18 protein-coding genes are annotated in these 14,780 nt (G+C 41.9%); 12 read left to right on the top strand and 6 right to left on the bottom strand.

The annotated features are described in order from the left end of the window. Positions 1-61: 61 nt before the first annotated feature. From ACGLYD_RS17925 to ACGLYD_RS17910, 4 genes are all read left to right on the top strand, one after another. Positions 62-883 carry an ABC transporter permease gene (locus ACGLYD_RS17925; RefSeq protein ID WP_231885740.1) on the top strand — a complete coding sequence of 274 codons (822 nt, stop codon included), beginning with the start codon at positions 62-64 and terminating at the stop codon, positions 881-883. 4 nt (positions 884-887) lie between these two features. Continuing rightward, positions 888-1,682 carry an ABC transporter ATP-binding protein gene (locus ACGLYD_RS17920; RefSeq protein WP_187046149.1) on the top strand — a complete coding sequence of 265 codons (795 nt, stop codon included), beginning with the start codon at positions 888-890 and terminating at the stop codon, positions 1,680-1,682. 15 nt (positions 1,683-1,697) lie between these two features. Continuing rightward, entirely contained in the window at positions 1,698-2,804 is a 1,107-nt protein-coding gene (locus ACGLYD_RS17915; RefSeq protein WP_399629652.1) for an ABC transporter substrate-binding protein, read from the top strand. A 173-nt stretch (positions 2,805-2,977) separates the two neighbouring features. Then, the gene (locus ACGLYD_RS17910; protein WP_067214098.1) at positions 2,978-3,637 is read left to right on the top strand and encodes a GntR family transcriptional regulator; all 660 of its coding nucleotides are present in this window, start codon (positions 2,978-2,980) and stop codon (positions 3,635-3,637) included. 64 nt (positions 3,638-3,701) lie between these two features. Here ACGLYD_RS17910 and glyA read toward each other — a convergent pair whose 3' ends face one another. The 5 genes from glyA to ACGLYD_RS17885 all read right to left on the bottom strand — a co-directional run bounded on the left by glyA (position 3,702) and on the right by ACGLYD_RS17885 (position 9,123). Next, positions 3,702-5,042 (bottom strand): serine hydroxymethyltransferase, encoded by a 1,341-nt coding sequence (glyA, locus tag ACGLYD_RS17905; RefSeq protein WP_067213595.1) that lies wholly within the window; start codon positions 5,040-5,042, stop codon positions 3,702-3,704. Between the two features lie 149 nt (positions 5,043-5,191). Beyond that, a complete protein-coding gene (locus tag ACGLYD_RS17900; RefSeq protein WP_067213594.1) occupies positions 5,192-6,154 on the bottom strand; it encodes a multidrug resistance efflux transporter family protein in 963 nt (320 codons plus the stop codon). Positions 6,155-6,172: 18 nt separating this feature from the next. Then, positions 6,173-7,399 (bottom strand): peptidase T, encoded by a 1,227-nt coding sequence (gene pepT, locus ACGLYD_RS17895; RefSeq protein ID WP_067213593.1) that lies wholly within the window; start codon positions 7,397-7,399, stop codon positions 6,173-6,175. A gap of 38 nt (positions 7,400-7,437) precedes the next feature. Next, positions 7,438-8,100 carry a lysoplasmalogenase gene (locus ACGLYD_RS17890; RefSeq protein ID WP_067213592.1) on the bottom strand — a complete coding sequence of 221 codons (663 nt, stop codon included), beginning with the start codon at positions 8,098-8,100 and terminating at the stop codon, positions 7,438-7,440. A 99-nt stretch (positions 8,101-8,199) separates the two neighbouring features. Then, the gene (locus ACGLYD_RS17885) at positions 8,200-9,123 is read right to left on the bottom strand and encodes a LysR family transcriptional regulator (protein WP_082786761.1); all 924 of its coding nucleotides are present in this window, start codon (positions 9,121-9,123) and stop codon (positions 8,200-8,202) included. 46 nt (positions 9,124-9,169) lie between these two features. Between ACGLYD_RS17885 and ACGLYD_RS17880 the strand changes: the two genes are divergently transcribed. Continuing rightward, a complete protein-coding gene (locus ACGLYD_RS17880; RefSeq protein WP_067213590.1) occupies positions 9,170-10,177 on the top strand; it encodes a YeiH family protein in 1,008 nt (335 codons plus the stop codon). A gap of 62 nt (positions 10,178-10,239) precedes the next feature. Here the strand turns inward: ACGLYD_RS17880 and ACGLYD_RS17875 are convergent, their stop codons facing one another. After that, positions 10,240-10,461 (bottom strand): DUF2187 family protein, encoded by a 222-nt coding sequence (locus ACGLYD_RS17875; protein ID WP_067213589.1) that lies wholly within the window; start codon positions 10,459-10,461, stop codon positions 10,240-10,242. 287 nt (positions 10,462-10,748) lie between these two features. Between ACGLYD_RS17875 and ACGLYD_RS17870 the strand changes: the two genes are divergently transcribed. The 7 genes from ACGLYD_RS17870 (at position 10,749) to ACGLYD_RS17840 (ending at position 14,751) form a co-directional block, all read left to right on the top strand. Then, positions 10,749-11,012, top strand: a complete 264-nt coding sequence (locus tag ACGLYD_RS17870) for a metal-sensitive transcriptional regulator (RefSeq protein WP_067213588.1) — start codon at positions 10,749-10,751, stop codon at positions 11,010-11,012. Positions 11,013-11,138: 126 nt separating this feature from the next. After that, positions 11,139-11,561 carry a DsrE/DsrF/DrsH-like family protein gene (locus tag ACGLYD_RS17865; RefSeq protein WP_399633298.1) on the top strand — a complete coding sequence of 141 codons (423 nt, stop codon included), beginning with the start codon at positions 11,139-11,141 and terminating at the stop codon, positions 11,559-11,561. 15 nt (positions 11,562-11,576) lie between these two features. Beyond that, positions 11,577-11,873, top strand: a complete 297-nt coding sequence (locus ACGLYD_RS17860) for a rhodanese-like domain-containing protein (protein WP_338654708.1) — start codon at positions 11,577-11,579, stop codon at positions 11,871-11,873. A gap of 58 nt (positions 11,874-11,931) precedes the next feature. Next, a complete protein-coding gene (locus ACGLYD_RS17855; protein ID WP_399629643.1) occupies positions 11,932-12,498 on the top strand; it encodes a sulfurtransferase TusA family protein in 567 nt (188 codons plus the stop codon). A gap of 32 nt (positions 12,499-12,530) precedes the next feature. After that, positions 12,531-13,658: an MBL fold metallo-hydrolase gene (locus tag ACGLYD_RS17850; protein WP_399629640.1), complete on the top strand. Its 1,128-nt coding sequence runs from the start codon at positions 12,531-12,533 to the stop codon at positions 13,656-13,658. 28 nt (positions 13,659-13,686) lie between these two features. Beyond that, on the top strand, positions 13,687-13,914 hold the full coding sequence (locus ACGLYD_RS17845; RefSeq protein WP_067213583.1) for a sulfurtransferase TusA family protein: 228 nt from the start codon (positions 13,687-13,689) through the stop codon (positions 13,912-13,914). 63 nt (positions 13,915-13,977) lie between these two features. Further along, on the top strand, positions 13,978-14,751 hold the full coding sequence (locus tag ACGLYD_RS17840; RefSeq protein WP_067213582.1) for a sulfite exporter TauE/SafE family protein: 774 nt from the start codon (positions 13,978-13,980) through the stop codon (positions 14,749-14,751). Positions 14,752-14,780 lie beyond the last annotated feature (29 nt).

Raw genomic sequence — 14,780 nt, 5'->3', positions numbered from 1 at the left:
CATATGCCCAACACACATTTTTAGGCAGATACATACTATTTGAATGAAGAGGTGGTGGACGTTGAAGAGAGATGATAAGGCTGTCCGATACGATCCGTTTGAAATCGAACAGCGTGAATGGAAACAAAGACAAACGAAAGAACGGTTAAAACAGCTGTTGACGATTGCCTCGCCCCTATTCCTGCTCTTTATGTGGGAATTCTTGTCGAGAACGGGAATGATTGATATCCGCTTCTTTCCGCCTCCATCTGCAATTGTGGGGACATTTTTCGGAATGATTTCAAGTGGTGAAATGGCGGGTCATATCGGCGTTTCATTGTACAGGATTCTTGTCGGATTTTTGCTAGGCGTCATACCCGGAATCATCATCGGTTTGTTAATGGGGCTTTATACGCCAATTCGACATTTTGTTTCGCCAATTGTCATGGCGCTCATGCCGATTCCTACACTTGCTTTGCTTCCAATCATTATTATTATTTTTGGAATTGGTGATTTATCGAAAGTTGTAACAATTGCTGGGAGTGTTTTTTTTCCTGTTGTCATTAATACGGCAGCTGGAGTCATTAATATCGATTCAATCTATTTGGATGTGGCAAAAAATTATGGAGCTAGTAAACTAGACTTTTTTACGAAAATTGCTTTGCCCGGTGCGATGCCGGTTATGTTGGAAGGGATTCAGATGGGGCAGGCGATTGCGCTTCTGACAATTGTCGCTGCGGAAATGATGGGTGCTACATCAGGGATTGGCTATCTAATCTGGGTTTCGTACAAAGCGTTCTTACTGCAAGAAATGTACGTTGGGCTCATCCTCATTTCGTTTTTCGGTTATCTGTTCTCGCTATTGCTACGAGGAATTCAGAAAAAGATGTTACCGTGGAGGTGAGTAGATGAGTAGGAAAGCAAAAATCATCATTCGTAATTTAACAAAGGCATTTTATAAAAAACAAGGCAGTGTTACGGCGCTAGACGATATTAATGTAACAATCAATGATGGGGAATTCGTTTGTATTGTTGGACCGAGTGGTTGCGGTAAATCAACGTTACTTCGAATCTTGGCAGGGCTTGAAACCCCGAGTATTGGTGAGTTTACGATTGCAACCGCGACGGATGGAGAGGATCGACCATTGCAATCGATGGTGTTTCAGGAAAAGGGTATCATTCCATGGCTCACTGTCGAGAAGAATGTAGCGTTCGGACTCAAAATGCGTCATTTGCCGAAAAAACTTATAAAAGAGCGTACTACGTATTATTTGAAAAAGACCGGTCTAGAAAAATTTTCAACCCTTTATCCGAAAGAGCTATCAGGGGGCATGAAACAACGGGTGAGTATTGCGCGTGCATTTGCCAATGATCCGGAGATCCTGTTGATGGATGAACCGTTTGGTGCACTTGATGAGCAAAATAAATTTATCTTGCAGGAAGAGTTGCTGTCGATTTGGTCGGAAACGGGGAAGACGATTCTATTCATTACCCATAGTATTGATGAAGCGTTATTGCTAAGTGATCGTATTTTACTGATGAGTTCGCAGCCGGGTAAAATTATTCAAGAAATTATTGTCGATATGCCACGTCCGCGCAAAATTGAAGACATACGAGAAAACCCAGTTATGGCAGGGCAATTCGTGGAAATATGGAAGCACTTGCAGGAAGAAGTACAGCGTTCAAGACGAGAAGATGGATAGAAAGGGAGAGGTTCGATGGCAAAGTGGATGAAAAACGGATGGTTGTTGTCGTTATTCGCGATAGTGCTAATCGTTGGTGCCTGTTCTCCTAAAGAGACGGCGAAACCGGTAGTAGAAGATGAAAAACCTGAAGAAGTAGCTACAGTTAATCCTTCTGGTGATTTGGCACCGCTTGAAAAACGTGAAAAAGTTGTCATAGCGGAAGATGGGGCGGCCTCTGGTGCAGGTTTCTATATTGCAAAAGAGAGAGGATACTTTGAAGACTATAATATCGAAGTAGAATTTGCTCAGTTTGCAAACAGTGATGACATGCTTCCGGCATTAGCGGCTGGCGAGGTGGATATTGCGGGAGGCGTTTCGACTGCATCTTTCTTCAACGCGATTGCACAGGGAATTGACGTGAAAATTATTGCAGATAAAGGACATAACGTGCCAGGGAAGTCGTATTTTACTCTCGTCATAGGTAATCATATGGTTGACGTAATAAAAGACTATAAAGATTTAAAAGGCAAGAAAATTGCAGTGTCATCACTTAACTCAATTGATTGGTATATCTACGATGAAATGCTTAAATACGCTGGATTAACCGAAGATGACGTTGAATTTGTCCTTATGGGTGATTTTGGTAGTATGCTTGGCGCAATTAGCAGTGGAACAATCGATGCTGCCGTAAATATCGAACCGCTTATCACACAAGGTGTTGAAAAAGGGTTCCACGTCCGATTTGGGGATGCAACTGATTATGCGCCGGAATCTCAAATTGCATTGGTTCTTGGATCACCAGACTTCATGAATAAAGAACAAGATGTTTCGTTACGCTTCATGGCGGCTTATTTGAAAGGCGTCCGCGATTACAACGATGCGTTTATCAAAAATGAGGGAAAAGATGAAATTATCGACATCATGACGAAGCATACAGCATTAAAAGACCCGGCTCTTTGGGAGAAAGTGAACGTCACTGGCCTTGATCCTGATGGCAAGATGTTCATCGATGATATTAAAAAGCAATATGATGCGTACAAAGCAAATGGTGCTATCCGCGGTGATATTGATTTTGATAAAGCGATAGATACCTCGGTAACGGAAAAAGCGGTCGAGACGATTGGAGAATATGTACGGTAATTAGGTTTGCTGAATCGTTAGCAAATATGGAATAGCTCACAACTTCATTGGTTGCGGGCTATTTCTTTTTCACGAATGTAAGTCTTGAAACGATGTGGTTTTTATAGATGCTTGGGAGGGCGTAAACGCAACCTTAGTTTGTCAGTTAATTTAAAATGCGATATACTGGTTTTATGGAAAAAAATAATATAAAACAAATTATTCGACCGACATTAAAAGACCAAATATACGAGTCGCTCAAAAATGCAATTGTCAATTTAGAATTGCAACCAGGACAGCGATTGAATGACAATAAACTTGCGGAACAATTTGCAGTAAGTAGGACTCCGGTGAGAGAGGCATTGAAACGACTGGAAGATGAAGGACTCGTCGAAGCATTCCCGGGCTCTTCGACGCGTGTGACGGAATTGGTTGAAGAGGAAGCAAAACACGCATTTACCGTTGTAGCTGCGCTTCATGCTTTAGCTACAAAATTGGCAGTGCCGAAGATGACGGATATAGACTTTGCAAAGTTGGAGAAAATTAACCACTCATTAGCCGAAGCGCTTGACAGTAAAGATAGTAACCGAGCAATTAATGCTGATGAGCATTTCCACCAAGTTTTTCTTGCGGTTGCGGGCAATATTGAAATTGACAAAGCTCTTGAAAGAATTGTGCCGAAAATTCATCGGCTAACGTTAAAAAAGTTTGATTCGGTGGATAGTTGGACTTCAATCAATCAGCATGAAGAAATTATTACTGCTTGTAAAAAGGCCGACAAAGAAAAAGCCGCACATCTTGTTGAAGATAATTGGCTTACCCTTGGTCGACTACTTTCCGAAGTTGAAAGTTAATTATATAATATAAAAAAGGCGTTACAACAATTCAAGCATTGTTGTAACGCTTTTTTATATTGATTCATTCGAAGCAGTAATGAAGTTTTTTGAATGATTTACGCATTTCAAGTGCTTCTTTCTTGGCAACGTCCAAGTCTTTATTCGATATGAGAATATCGGCGATCAGATTTGCAATCGTCGCCATGTCCTTTTCTTTCATGCCTAATCGTGTCACTTCGATTGTTCCGATTCTGAGTCCGCTCGGCCGATCCCAATCTTCAGTACGATCACTTGGAATTAAGTTCTTATTCGTAATGATGTTTGCCTTCGCAAGTTCATGCCCAACATGAAGACCCCCACCAAATTCTTTCACATCCAGAATCACTTGATGCGTTTCAGTGAATCCTTTATGTGCACCAAGTACAGTGATTCCACGGTCGTGGAATGCTTGACCTAGCGCTTTTGCGTTTTTAACGATTTGTTCCATGTATGCTTCTCCAAACTCCAAGAACTCGGCTGCAGATGCAGCAAGAGCAGCTACACGATTCACTTGATGAGTCGCGGCAAGGGTAGGGAATATAGCATCTGTTAGTGGTTTTGTCAGTTCAGGATCATTCCAAACGATAATTCCACTTTGAGGTCCACTGAATGTTTTCCCCGCTGACCCAGTCATCACGCTTGCTCCTTCTTTTAAAGGATCTTGGAATTGTCCTCCGCCGATTAATCCGAGTTGGTGGGCGCCGTCAAAGAATATCTTCCCACCCCACTCTTTCACGATTTCGGACATTTCTTTAATCGGAAATGGGAATAGTGTCATTGACGCTCCAAGTGTTACAAGCTTTGGTTTTAATTCCTTTGCAACTCGTTCGAATTCTATTAAATCAACGGTGAGTTCTTCTGTATTCATAGGAATATCAGCGATCTTCAATCCACGAATTCCGGCAGGTCCATCATGTCTGTTACTAGAATGTCCGCCTAATGGCTGTGCAATCGTCATGATTTGATCCCCAGGTTCGGTCAGAGCTGCATAAACGGCCATATTTCCAATCATACTTGCAACTAGACGATGATCCGCATAATTCGATTTGAATACTTTTTTCAATAACTCTACGCAAAGAGCTTCAATTTCGTCAATATGCTTCGTACCGGCAAACCATCTTTGTTCGGGTCCGATATGACCTTCTGCTGCACGGGTACCGACTTCAGACGCTAGTAAATCACGTACGGTTTGACTTGTAGGAGCTTCGGGGGCTAATAAATTCAAGCACTCCTCTCCCCGCCAAACAGCATTTCTTTCCACTGCGTCTATAACTTCTTGTTGTATTTGAGCGGAAGTATTATTTTCAATGATACTTTTTGCCTTATTCAATGCGGTGACGTCATGGACTTGGAAATCTTGTTTAATAGGTGTAGTTGTGTTCATACTCAAAATCCTCCCTTTTCATAGTAAAGTGAACTTGTAAACCAATATATCACTTTGGGAAACGAGAGTCAACTAGATATTAGAATAGTTTGATTATTTACGAAAGAAAAATGACCTCCAATCCAAATGGAGGTCATCTTAACTTATTATCAGTGTACTTTTAATTGTTTCTTTCTACCAAGTGCAGTTTGGAAACTATGTAATCCCATACCAACAATAATTACTGCGATCCCAAAGAGTGAAAGGGCACCAGGGAGTGCAATGCCGAGAATCAGCATTTCGCCCAGCATAACAAAAATAAGCTGTGTGGACTGTGTTGCTTCTACAGCGGCGAGTTTTCCCTGATCTCCCCTTACGCGGTCAGTGGCCATGAAAAACAAAGTTGTAGCAATGACGCCAGAACTGACACCAACGATGAAAGACTGGCCTAACTGGCTCATAGAAGGGGGACCGACCGTCCATAACGCATAGATGGAAAACCCAATCCAGACTGGAATTGTCATAAGCGTCATACCGAGCACACGTTGAAACGTATCAAGCCTGCCGCCAAGAAGCTCCATCATTTTGCGGTTACCAAGCGGGTAGGCAAATGCTGCTAAAACAACTGGAATGATACCGAGCAGCAACGTACGTGGTTCAACACTTTGTGCGTGCGGAATTTGGATAAGTACGACACCGGCAAAAATAATAAGTGTAATTCCAAGTGAAACAAGCGGGATCTTTTGTCGAATCTTTTTTTCGCCATCCGAGGTTTTCACAATCAACGTAAAGAAAGGGGCGAGCAGGACGCCCGCCACGATTGTCAATTGCCAAGTGCCGGCAAGAAGCCATCCCGGACTGTAAGCTGCCGCGTATGTAAGTGGTGCGTAGAATAAGACAAAGGCCGTTACGCTCCAAATGAAAAACGGGGCGGGTTTATGGACGAATTCCTTCTTCACGTCACCAAGCCCTTTGCGGTAAGCGACGATAGCGAATAAAAAAGGTACCATAAATAAATAGCGTAAGGAAGCACTCCATAGCCAACTTCCCCCCGACAGTTCCATAGATCTGTTCAAAATGAAGGTCACTGCGAAAAAAACGGAGGAAAGGACACCAATCCAAATTTCTTTCATAAGCTACCTCCCTCTTACTTATGCACGTTCTTCAAAAAGTTTCACTGCTTCGATGATGACTTTAGTCGCTTTTACCATGTTATCGACTGAAACATACTCGTATTTCCCGTGATAATTTTCTCCGCCTGTGAAAATGTTAGGCGTTGGTAAGCCCATGTACGACAATTGGGACCCATCTGTACCGCCGCGTACAGGTACGATATTTGGTTCGATATTGAGATTTTTAAATGCATCGGACATGATCTCAACTATTTCCATGACGGGTTCAATTTTTTCACCCATATTGAAGTATTGGTCTTGGATTTCGAGTGTGACCGCATTTTCGCCATAGTCGTTTCTTAGATTGTCAGCTGTTTCAATCATTAGCTGTTTTCTTGCTTCGAATGTTTCACGGTCGAAATAACGGATAATATAGCCGAGGGTTGATTCTTCAATGGACCCGTTGGACTGCATGAGATGAACAAATCCCCCGTAACCATCCGTTTTCTCAGGTATCTCATCTACCGGCATTTTAGCCTGAAATTGGTTGGCTATTAAAATTGAGTTGACCATTTTACCTTTCGCGGTACCTGGGTGAACACTAGTCCCGTGGAATGTTACTTTTGCACTTGCGGCATTGAAGCTTTCATATTGTAGTTCCCCAAGAGGGCCACCGTCCATTGTATAGGCAAATTTTGCTCCGAATTTTTCGACATCAAACTTTTGTGGTCCACGCCCAATTTCTTCGTCAGGTGTGAAGGCAATTCGCAGTTTACCATGTTTTAAGTCTGGATTCGCAATCAAATACTCCATCGCTGTTACGATTTCAGCAATCCCCGCTTTATCGTCCGCTCCAAGAAGTGTTGTCCCGTCAGTCGTAATAAGGGTATGGCCGGCATAATTTTTCAGCTCGGGAAAAGCGTTCACTGTCATGACGATGCTGTCGTTCAGTTGTATGTCTTTGCCATCATAGTTGTCGATACGCTGTGGCTTAACGTTTTTCCCGGTAAAATCCGTGGTCGTGTCGACGTGTGCAAGAAAGCCGATGACTGGCACATCCCGGTCCGTATTGGCGGGAAGCGTTGCAAATAAATACCCGTTATCGTCGAGAGTAATGTCTTCTAGACCGATATTCGCTAGTTCTTTTTGTAATTCGTGCAGAAGGTCCCATTGGCCTGGTGTAGTCGGCGTAAAATTGCTTCCTGCATCTGATTGTGTATCGATTTTTGCATAACGTACAAGACGTTCGATTAATTTTTCTTTCATTTTTAAAAATTCCTCCTAATAATGAAGTACTGATTCATCTATCTTATCAGATTGTTCCGGTTTACGGAATACTTTACAACCCGACTTCCAATGCTAGCTGCTATGAAAACTTGCGCCGCATAATATGTCACCATAACGAATGCATCCCGGTATGGGATTTCCAGAACGAATCGATCGATTGCAAGAACTGAATCAGAGAAAATGAACAGCAGTGCGCCGATAATTGCGAGCGTCATTCGTGTGCGAATAGCCATCCAGCCCATCGTTAAAATAACGCCGATGTAGGCGATGATGGCGATACCAAGCACGGTTTGGCCAGCAGAAAATTGTGAACCGGCAACCCAAATAGCCATACCTGCACCGTAAAGGAGGAGAGGGGCGGCAACCCAGATTGGCATGGGTTTCTTCGCGCCATGACGAAAAGCAAAAATATAAAAAATATGACCAATGAAGAAGGTGATAAGTCCGGGTAAGAACCAATAGATGACGCCATCCGCAATCATGCAAACGAACAGTCCACCGATTATAATCCGTTTGTATGTACGGGAAAATAGAGGTCTTGTCATTAATGCAAATAGGATAATAAGTGCCATCGGAATCAGTTTCATTAAAATTTTGAAGCCGACCGGATCCGCTGGGATAAAGAAAATATAAACGATACCCATTACAATAATTGCAGTGAGCACTAGATTTCGAACCACAAGGAAAACCCCCTTTTCTACTACTTTTCTAGGAATGACAGGAGAAACCCTTTTTCGGTCATGCAGTTTTTGGGTTAGGTCGAGCGTCTTTACCCTTTTTTACTTGGACCGAAGCTCTTCTAAAAAAACGGTGACATGCTTTTTGGCAGCCATCAGGGGGGAGTACAAGGTTGAGAAAATACGCTTTTGTAAAGGGACATCGACTTTCAATTGTACAAGCTTTCCACTATCAAGTTCAGCTTTCACTGTATGAATGGAAACGGCCGCGATACCGAGCCCACATAGAATCGCTTTTTTCACACCTTCATTCGAACCGATAACTGTTTTCGAGGGCTTGACATTACCGATTGACTGAAGTAAATAATCTGTATACTCCCGTGTACCAGAACCAACTTCTCGCATGACCCAGTGAGAAGTTTGGAGGTCAGCTCCTTTAGGGTGGCGAATATTTGTCAAAGGATGTCCGCTTGCTGCGACAAGGATGAGTTCGTCTTCCATGAATGGCTGGATGATAAGCCCTTTTGTTTGCACACTACCTTCGATACAACCGATATCCGACCGGAATTCGCGGACCGCAATTTCGACGTCCTCGGTATTTGCAATTGCAACTTCTACATGCAAATCAGGATATTTATAATGTAGCCTCGTTAGTATCTCCGGCAATACGGACTCCCCAATTGTGTAACTTGCAGCGATGCGAAGAATTCCGCTAACCTCATTATGTTGCCATAAAATTTCTTCTTTTGTTTGCTCTGCGAGATGAAGTAATTGTATCGCACGTTCATACAAAACCACTCCGGCGGGTGTAATGTGAAATGTTTTATTTGCACGTACGAGCAATGAGGCTTTTAGTTCGTCTTCCAAATGTTTGATATGGAGACTGACAGTTGGTTGAGATATGTTTAGTGATTCACCGGCCCTGGTGAAATTCTTTTTTTCAATTACCGCAACAAACGTTTTCAATTCTTCAAGTAGCATGATGATAAGCTCCCCTCTATTAGTAATCTTAATCGATTTTATCATATATCCTCATTTTACTGATCGATAAGATGAGATTATACTATAAGAAATGGAAGAAGGTATGGCTATGAAAAAAGGATTCTGGCTTGGAATTGGACTGACGTTTTTCATCGCAGTCATCGCAAAATTGGCAACACTACTCCCTTATATTTCGTTAATTGGTCCACTTGTTTTTGCAATACTAATCGGAATGTTATGGAATACGTTTTTTCCTGTTCGCGCAGAGTGGGAAGGTGGTATTGAGTTCGCGTCAAAAAAATTATTGCGTGCTGGTATTATCCTTCTCGGCATGCGATTGAATCTGGGCGATATTGCATCTGCAGGATGGCCAGCATTTTTATGGGCAGTGGGCAGTGTTCTAATCGGTATTGGAGCTGTATACGGTATAGCTCGTGCAATTGGGGCTGATAAAACAATCAGTTTTCTAACTGCTTGCGGAACGGGGATCTGCGGTGCAGCTGCCATTGTTGCAGTGGCTTCACAAGTAAAGGCAAAACCCGAGCAGACCGCAATTAGTGTTGCCATCATCGCTATTCTTGGAACGTTATTCACATTTGTCTATACTTTAGTATATCCAGTGTTAGAACTTTCAAGTGAGGCATTTGGCATGTTTGCAGGTGGGACACTTCATGAGATTGCACATGTTGTTGCAGCAGGGGATGTTGGGGGGACTGAAGCACTTGATTTTGCGCTTGTCGTGAAATTGACTCGTGTCATGTTACTCGTCTTTGTTGCAGGAGGAGTAGGAATCTGGATGTCACGGAAGAATAAACAGTCGGCAGAAAAATTCAAATTGAAGACACTTCCAATTCCATGGTTCATTTTCGGTTTCCTTGCAGTGAGTGCGCTGTATACCACGGGGATTGTACCGGAAGCGGTCGCATCAGTATTTGTCACACTCGCTTATCTATTAATGGCGATGTCAATGGCTGGGTTAGGTCTGAATGTGAAGTTCGAGGCATTCCGTAGTGCGGGGATGAAGCCATTTGTTGCAGGACTAGGAGGAACGGTTATTCTTGTACTTGTCGGTTATATGTATGCACGTTTTGTATTTTAAACAATATAGAGGCATGGAAAAAAGGCATCGCTATTGAAGCAGATGCCTTTTTCTTATATTTATTAAACAATTGAGTAATTCTTATGTGAAACAACAGTCAGATTTGACGCGGCGCCAATAAGTTCGGCGTCCTTCGATGAGATTTCAACGATGACGGAATTCTCAAGTATTTTAAAAATAGTACCATTTACTTCATGTTCATTACGGACAAATGAAATTTCTTCATCGATTTTGCGCGCTGCGACAAAATCCGACACTTCTTTTTCCCTACGTGGAAAAGCCATTCGAATTCCCCCTATTATCCATTCTCATCTTGCCATCTAATTAAAGAGTGCTTCGGGGAAACCCGCAGCAACAAGTAGATGAAGATGGAAAACAACTAATCGTAAACGATAACACACATGCTGTCTACTATTAGTATACCATATTTCAACGAAATTTGCAGGAATGCAGACTTTAATAGCTATGCTTAAGTTCAGAAACTTTTATCTTAATAAAAGCAAAGGGGTTGACATTATACCTGTAGGGGTATAATGTGTGTGTATAGCTTAAATAAAAGGAAGTGATAGGTATGGAATACGATGACAAAGTAAAAAACAGGTTAAAACGAATTGAGGGTCAAATCAAAGGGATTTTAAAAATGATGGATGACAATAAAGACTGTAAAGAAGTAATTACACAATTGTCAGCCTCACGTTCAGCTATAGATAGAACGATTGGCGTTATTGTCAGCTCCAATCTAATTGAATGTATACAACAAATGGATGACAGCGATCCAAGAACACAAGAGGATATTGTAAAAGAAGCAGTAGAACTACTAGTAAAGAGTCGATGAAACAGTGGACTCTTTTCTTTTTAACAAATAATATACCCCGCTGGGTACAAAAAGGAAAGGGAGATTTGATTGTCTGAGACGAAAAGAACTACCATTGTATTATTCAGTGGAGATTATGATAAAGCAATGGCGGCATACATCATTGCGAATGGTGCTGCAGCTTATGATCACCAAGTAACGATTTTTCATACATTTTGGGGATTGAATGCACTACGAAAAGAAGAACTAGTCCCAGTAAAAAAAGGCTTGCTAGAAAAAGTATTTGGCAAAATGATGCCGCGAGGTGCAGATAAGATGGGTATTTCCAAAATGAACTTTGCTGGAATGGGTCCTAAAATGATTAAACATGTTATTAAAAAGCACAATGCGATGACACTTCCGCAACTGATTGAACTAGCTGAAGAACAAGATATAAAGCTTGTTGCTTGTACGATGACGATGGATCTTCTTGGACTTCAACAGGATGAACTGTTGGATGGTATTGAGTATGCCGGAGTAGCGGCGTATCTTGGTGATGCACAGGAAGGCAATGTAAACTTATTTATTTAAATTGGAGGTTTTTAGATGATTGAAATAACACCAATAGAAGTTCAAGAAAAGTTAAAAATGAACAAAACGATTAGCCTAATTGACGTGCGTGAAGTAGATGAAGTGAAAGAAAGGAAAATAGCACAAGCAATTCATATTCCGCTCGGATTATTGGAATTCCGTATGCATGAATTGGATAAAGACATTGAGTACACAATGGTATGCCGCTCAGGTGGACGTAGTGGAAGAGCGGTGCAATTGCTTGAGGCGCACGGTTTTAAAGTGGTAAACATGGTTGGCGGTATGAATGACTGGGAAGGTCCAGTGGAATAACATTATTTTTTTACATTAAAAAATACCCATACGGGCATTGGTAGAAGGAGAAGATGACATGATAGAAACGGATTTCGTACTCGATGCAAAGGGGCTGGCTTGTCCAATGCCAATCGTCAAAACGAGAAAGATCATGAAAGAAATGGAACCAGGAAATGTGTTGGAAGTACAGGCAACTGATAAAGGATCTACGGCGGATTTAAAAGCATGGGCTGAGGGTTCTGGACATTATTACCTTGGCACGACTGAAGAAGCAGGAGTTCTTACACATTATGTTCGGAAATCAAGCGAAGAAGAACAAGTTGAGAGAAAGCACCCACATGTCGTGTCGAATGAACAACTGAAAGCCATTTTAGAGGGGCATCGTGAAGTGCTTGTGCTCGACGTTCGTGAATCGGCAGAATACGCATTTAATCATATTCTAGGGGCCAAGTCTTTACCGCTTGGGGACCTTGAAAGTGAATCCATGAATCTTGATAAAGAGGCGGAAATTTATGTCGTATGCCGAACTGGAAATCGTAGTGATATGGCTTCGCAAAAACTTGCTGAATCGGGCTTTTCAAGAGTGAAAAACGTTGTGCCTGGTATGAGTGAATGGAACGGACCTACAGAAAACTTTTTGTGATAAATGAATGTAATTACTAGGGGGGTATATAAATGATAGTTCAATCAATGACTGCGAGTACAATAGCGAAAAAAGTAGTGAGCAAAGAAACGTTTTTCATTCTAGACGTTCGTAATGAAGATGCATTTGTGGATTGGAAAATTGAAGGGGAGAACATTCAGTATCTTAATATCCCTTATTTCGATTTACTCGATGGGGTTGAAGAAATCCTGCATCAGCTTCCTGCGGATCAAGATATCGTCGTTGTCTGCGCGAAAGAAGGATCTTCCATTATGATTGCGGAAATGATTGCGGAAGAAGGGCGTGCAGTTCATTACTTACAAGGTGGCATGAAGGCCTGGAGTGAACATTTGGAGCCAGTGAAAATTGGTGACTTGAAAGACGGCGGAGAGCTGTATCAGTTCGTACGAATTGGCAAAGGTTGTTTGTCATACATGATCGTTTCAAATGGAGAAGCGGCAATTGTCGATGCGACACGAATGACTGATGTATTTCTTGATTTCGCGAAAACGTTGGATGTTAAAATTACGCATATTTTAGATACACATCTCCATGCAGATCATATTTCCGGGGGACGAAAAATTGCAGAAGCCGTCAATGGAACGTACTGGTTGCCTCCAAAAGACGCTAGTGAAGTAACGTTTGCCTATGAGTCATTAGAAGAGGGGCGAACGATTATAATCGGTGATACGACGATTGCCATTCAACCTTTGTACTCACCTGGGCATACGATTGGTTCTACATCATTCATAGTAGATGACACGTATTTACTTTCAGGCGACATCTTATTCATCGATTCAATCGGACGCCCTGACCTTGCTGGTTTGGCTGAAGATTGGGTTGGAGATTTACGGGAGTCGTTGTACAAACGATATAAAGAGTTGTCAGAGGAATTGATTGTTCTTCCTGCGCACTTCATGATTATTGAAGAATTGAATAGGGACGGTAGTGTATCTGAGAAACTTGGTACATTGTTTGCTGAAAATCACGGTTTGAATATTCAAGACGAAGCGGAATTCAGGGACATGGTGACTGGGAATTTACCTCCACAACCGAATGCCTACCAGCAAATACGTGAAACAAATATGGGGAAAATATCACCTGATGAAGAAACCCAGCGTGAAATGGAAATCGGACCAAATCGTTGTGCGGTTAGATAATTTATTGAAAACTAAGGAGAGATTAGTGATGGAATCAAACAAAGTATTAGACGCTAAAGGGTTGGCTTGTCCAATGCCGGTTGTACGTGCAAGGAAAGTCATGAAGGAAATGGAAACGGGTGAAGTGTTGGAGATTCTTGCGACAGATAAGGGTTCCGTCGCTGATTTAGCTGCATGGTCGAAATCCGGTGGGCATGACTTAGTGAAGCATACAGAAGAGGCTGGCGTATTTACGTTTTGGATCCGAAAAGGTTAATTTGAAACGGAAGGGTGTCTGCATAGTAGATGCCCTTTCTCCTTTTGAAAGGAGGAAAAAGTGGTGGATTTCGCGTTTATTGTGACAATATTTTTAATTGGATTTGTTGGTTCCTTTATTTCAGGAATGGTTGGTATAGGCGGATCAATTATAAAATATCCGATGTTGTTGTATATCCCGCCCCTACTTGGTGTTGCAGTCTTCACCGCTCACGAAGTATCCGGAATAAGTGCAATTCAGGTCTTTTTCGCAACAATTTCAGGTGTATGGGCGTACCGTAAAAGCGGTTATATTAATAAAACGTTGGTTCTTTACATGGGCTCGAGTATTTTAGTAGGTAGTTTTATTGGAGGATACGGCTCGAATTTGTTATCTGAAGGTGCTATCAACCTGGTCTACGGTATATTGGCAACAATCGCTGCGATTATGATGTTCATTCCGAAAAAAGGACTGGATGACATTCCTGTTGATAAAGTTACATTCAATAAGTGGCTAGCAACGTTGTTAGCGTTCATTGTTGGTATTGCGGCAGGAATTGTAGGGGCTGCAGGAGCCTTTATTCTTGTACCAATCATGTTAGTTGTTTTGAAGATACCTACGCGAATGACGATTGCAACTTCTCTTGCGATTACATTTATATCCTCAATCGGCTCGACAATAGGTAAGATCACAACGGATCAAGTGCTGTACGGTCCTGCGATGGTTATGATTGTTGCAAGTATTATAGCGGCACCCATTGGGGCGAAAATTGGTCAAAAAATGAACACGAAAGTACTTCAATGGTTATTGGCACTTCTTATTTTAGGAACTGCTATTAAAATATGGTTGGACTTTTAGCAAGTAATAAAATCCGTTATCACTCATTA

It is taken from the genome of Sporosarcina sp. SG10008, assembly GCF_044569405.1.
GTDB classification, from domain to species: Bacteria; Bacillota; Bacilli; order Bacillales_A; family Planococcaceae; genus Sporosarcina; species Sporosarcina psychrophila.
Note: the sequence above shows the minus strand (reverse complement) of the source record. Positions and strands in the feature narration are given on the sequence as shown.

Coding starts and splice junctions, on each gene's coding strand:
- ACGLYD_RS17920 (WP_187046149.1), top strand. CDS start 888: ATGAGTAGGAAAGCAAAAATCATCATTCGTAATTTAACAAAGGCATTT.
- ACGLYD_RS17915 (WP_399629652.1), top strand. CDS start 1,698: ATGGCAAAGTGGATGAAAAACGGATGGTTGTTGTCGTTATTCGCGATA.
- ACGLYD_RS17910 (WP_067214098.1), top strand. CDS start 2,978: ATGGAAAAAAATAATATAAAACAAATTATTCGACCGACATTAAAAGAC.
- glyA (WP_067213595.1), bottom strand. CDS start 5,042: ATGAACACAACTACACCTATTAAACAAGATTTCCAAGTCCATGACGTC.
- ACGLYD_RS17900 (WP_067213594.1), bottom strand. CDS start 6,154: ATGAAAGAAATTTGGATTGGTGTCCTTTCCTCCGTTTTTTTCGCAGTG.
- pepT (WP_067213593.1), bottom strand. CDS start 7,399: ATGAAAGAAAAATTAATCGAACGTCTTGTACGTTATGCAAAAATCGAT.
- ACGLYD_RS17885 (WP_082786761.1), bottom strand. CDS start 9,123: ATGATAAAATCGATTAAGATTACTAATAGAGGGGAGCTTATCATCATG.
- ACGLYD_RS17880 (WP_067213590.1), top strand. CDS start 9,170: ATGGAAGAAGGTATGGCTATGAAAAAAGGATTCTGGCTTGGAATTGGA.
- ACGLYD_RS17875 (WP_067213589.1), bottom strand. CDS start 10,461: ATGGCTTTTCCACGTAGGGAAAAAGAAGTGTCGGATTTTGTCGCAGCG.
- ACGLYD_RS17870 (WP_067213588.1), top strand. CDS start 10,749: ATGGAATACGATGACAAAGTAAAAAACAGGTTAAAACGAATTGAGGGT.
- ACGLYD_RS17865 (WP_399633298.1), top strand. CDS start 11,139: ATGGCGGCATACATCATTGCGAATGGTGCTGCAGCTTATGATCACCAA.
- ACGLYD_RS17860 (WP_338654708.1), top strand. CDS start 11,577: ATGATTGAAATAACACCAATAGAAGTTCAAGAAAAGTTAAAAATGAAC.
- ACGLYD_RS17855 (WP_399629643.1), top strand. CDS start 11,932: ATGATAGAAACGGATTTCGTACTCGATGCAAAGGGGCTGGCTTGTCCA.
- ACGLYD_RS17850 (WP_399629640.1), top strand. CDS start 12,531: ATGATAGTTCAATCAATGACTGCGAGTACAATAGCGAAAAAAGTAGTG.
- ACGLYD_RS17845 (WP_067213583.1), top strand. CDS start 13,687: ATGGAATCAAACAAAGTATTAGACGCTAAAGGGTTGGCTTGTCCAATG.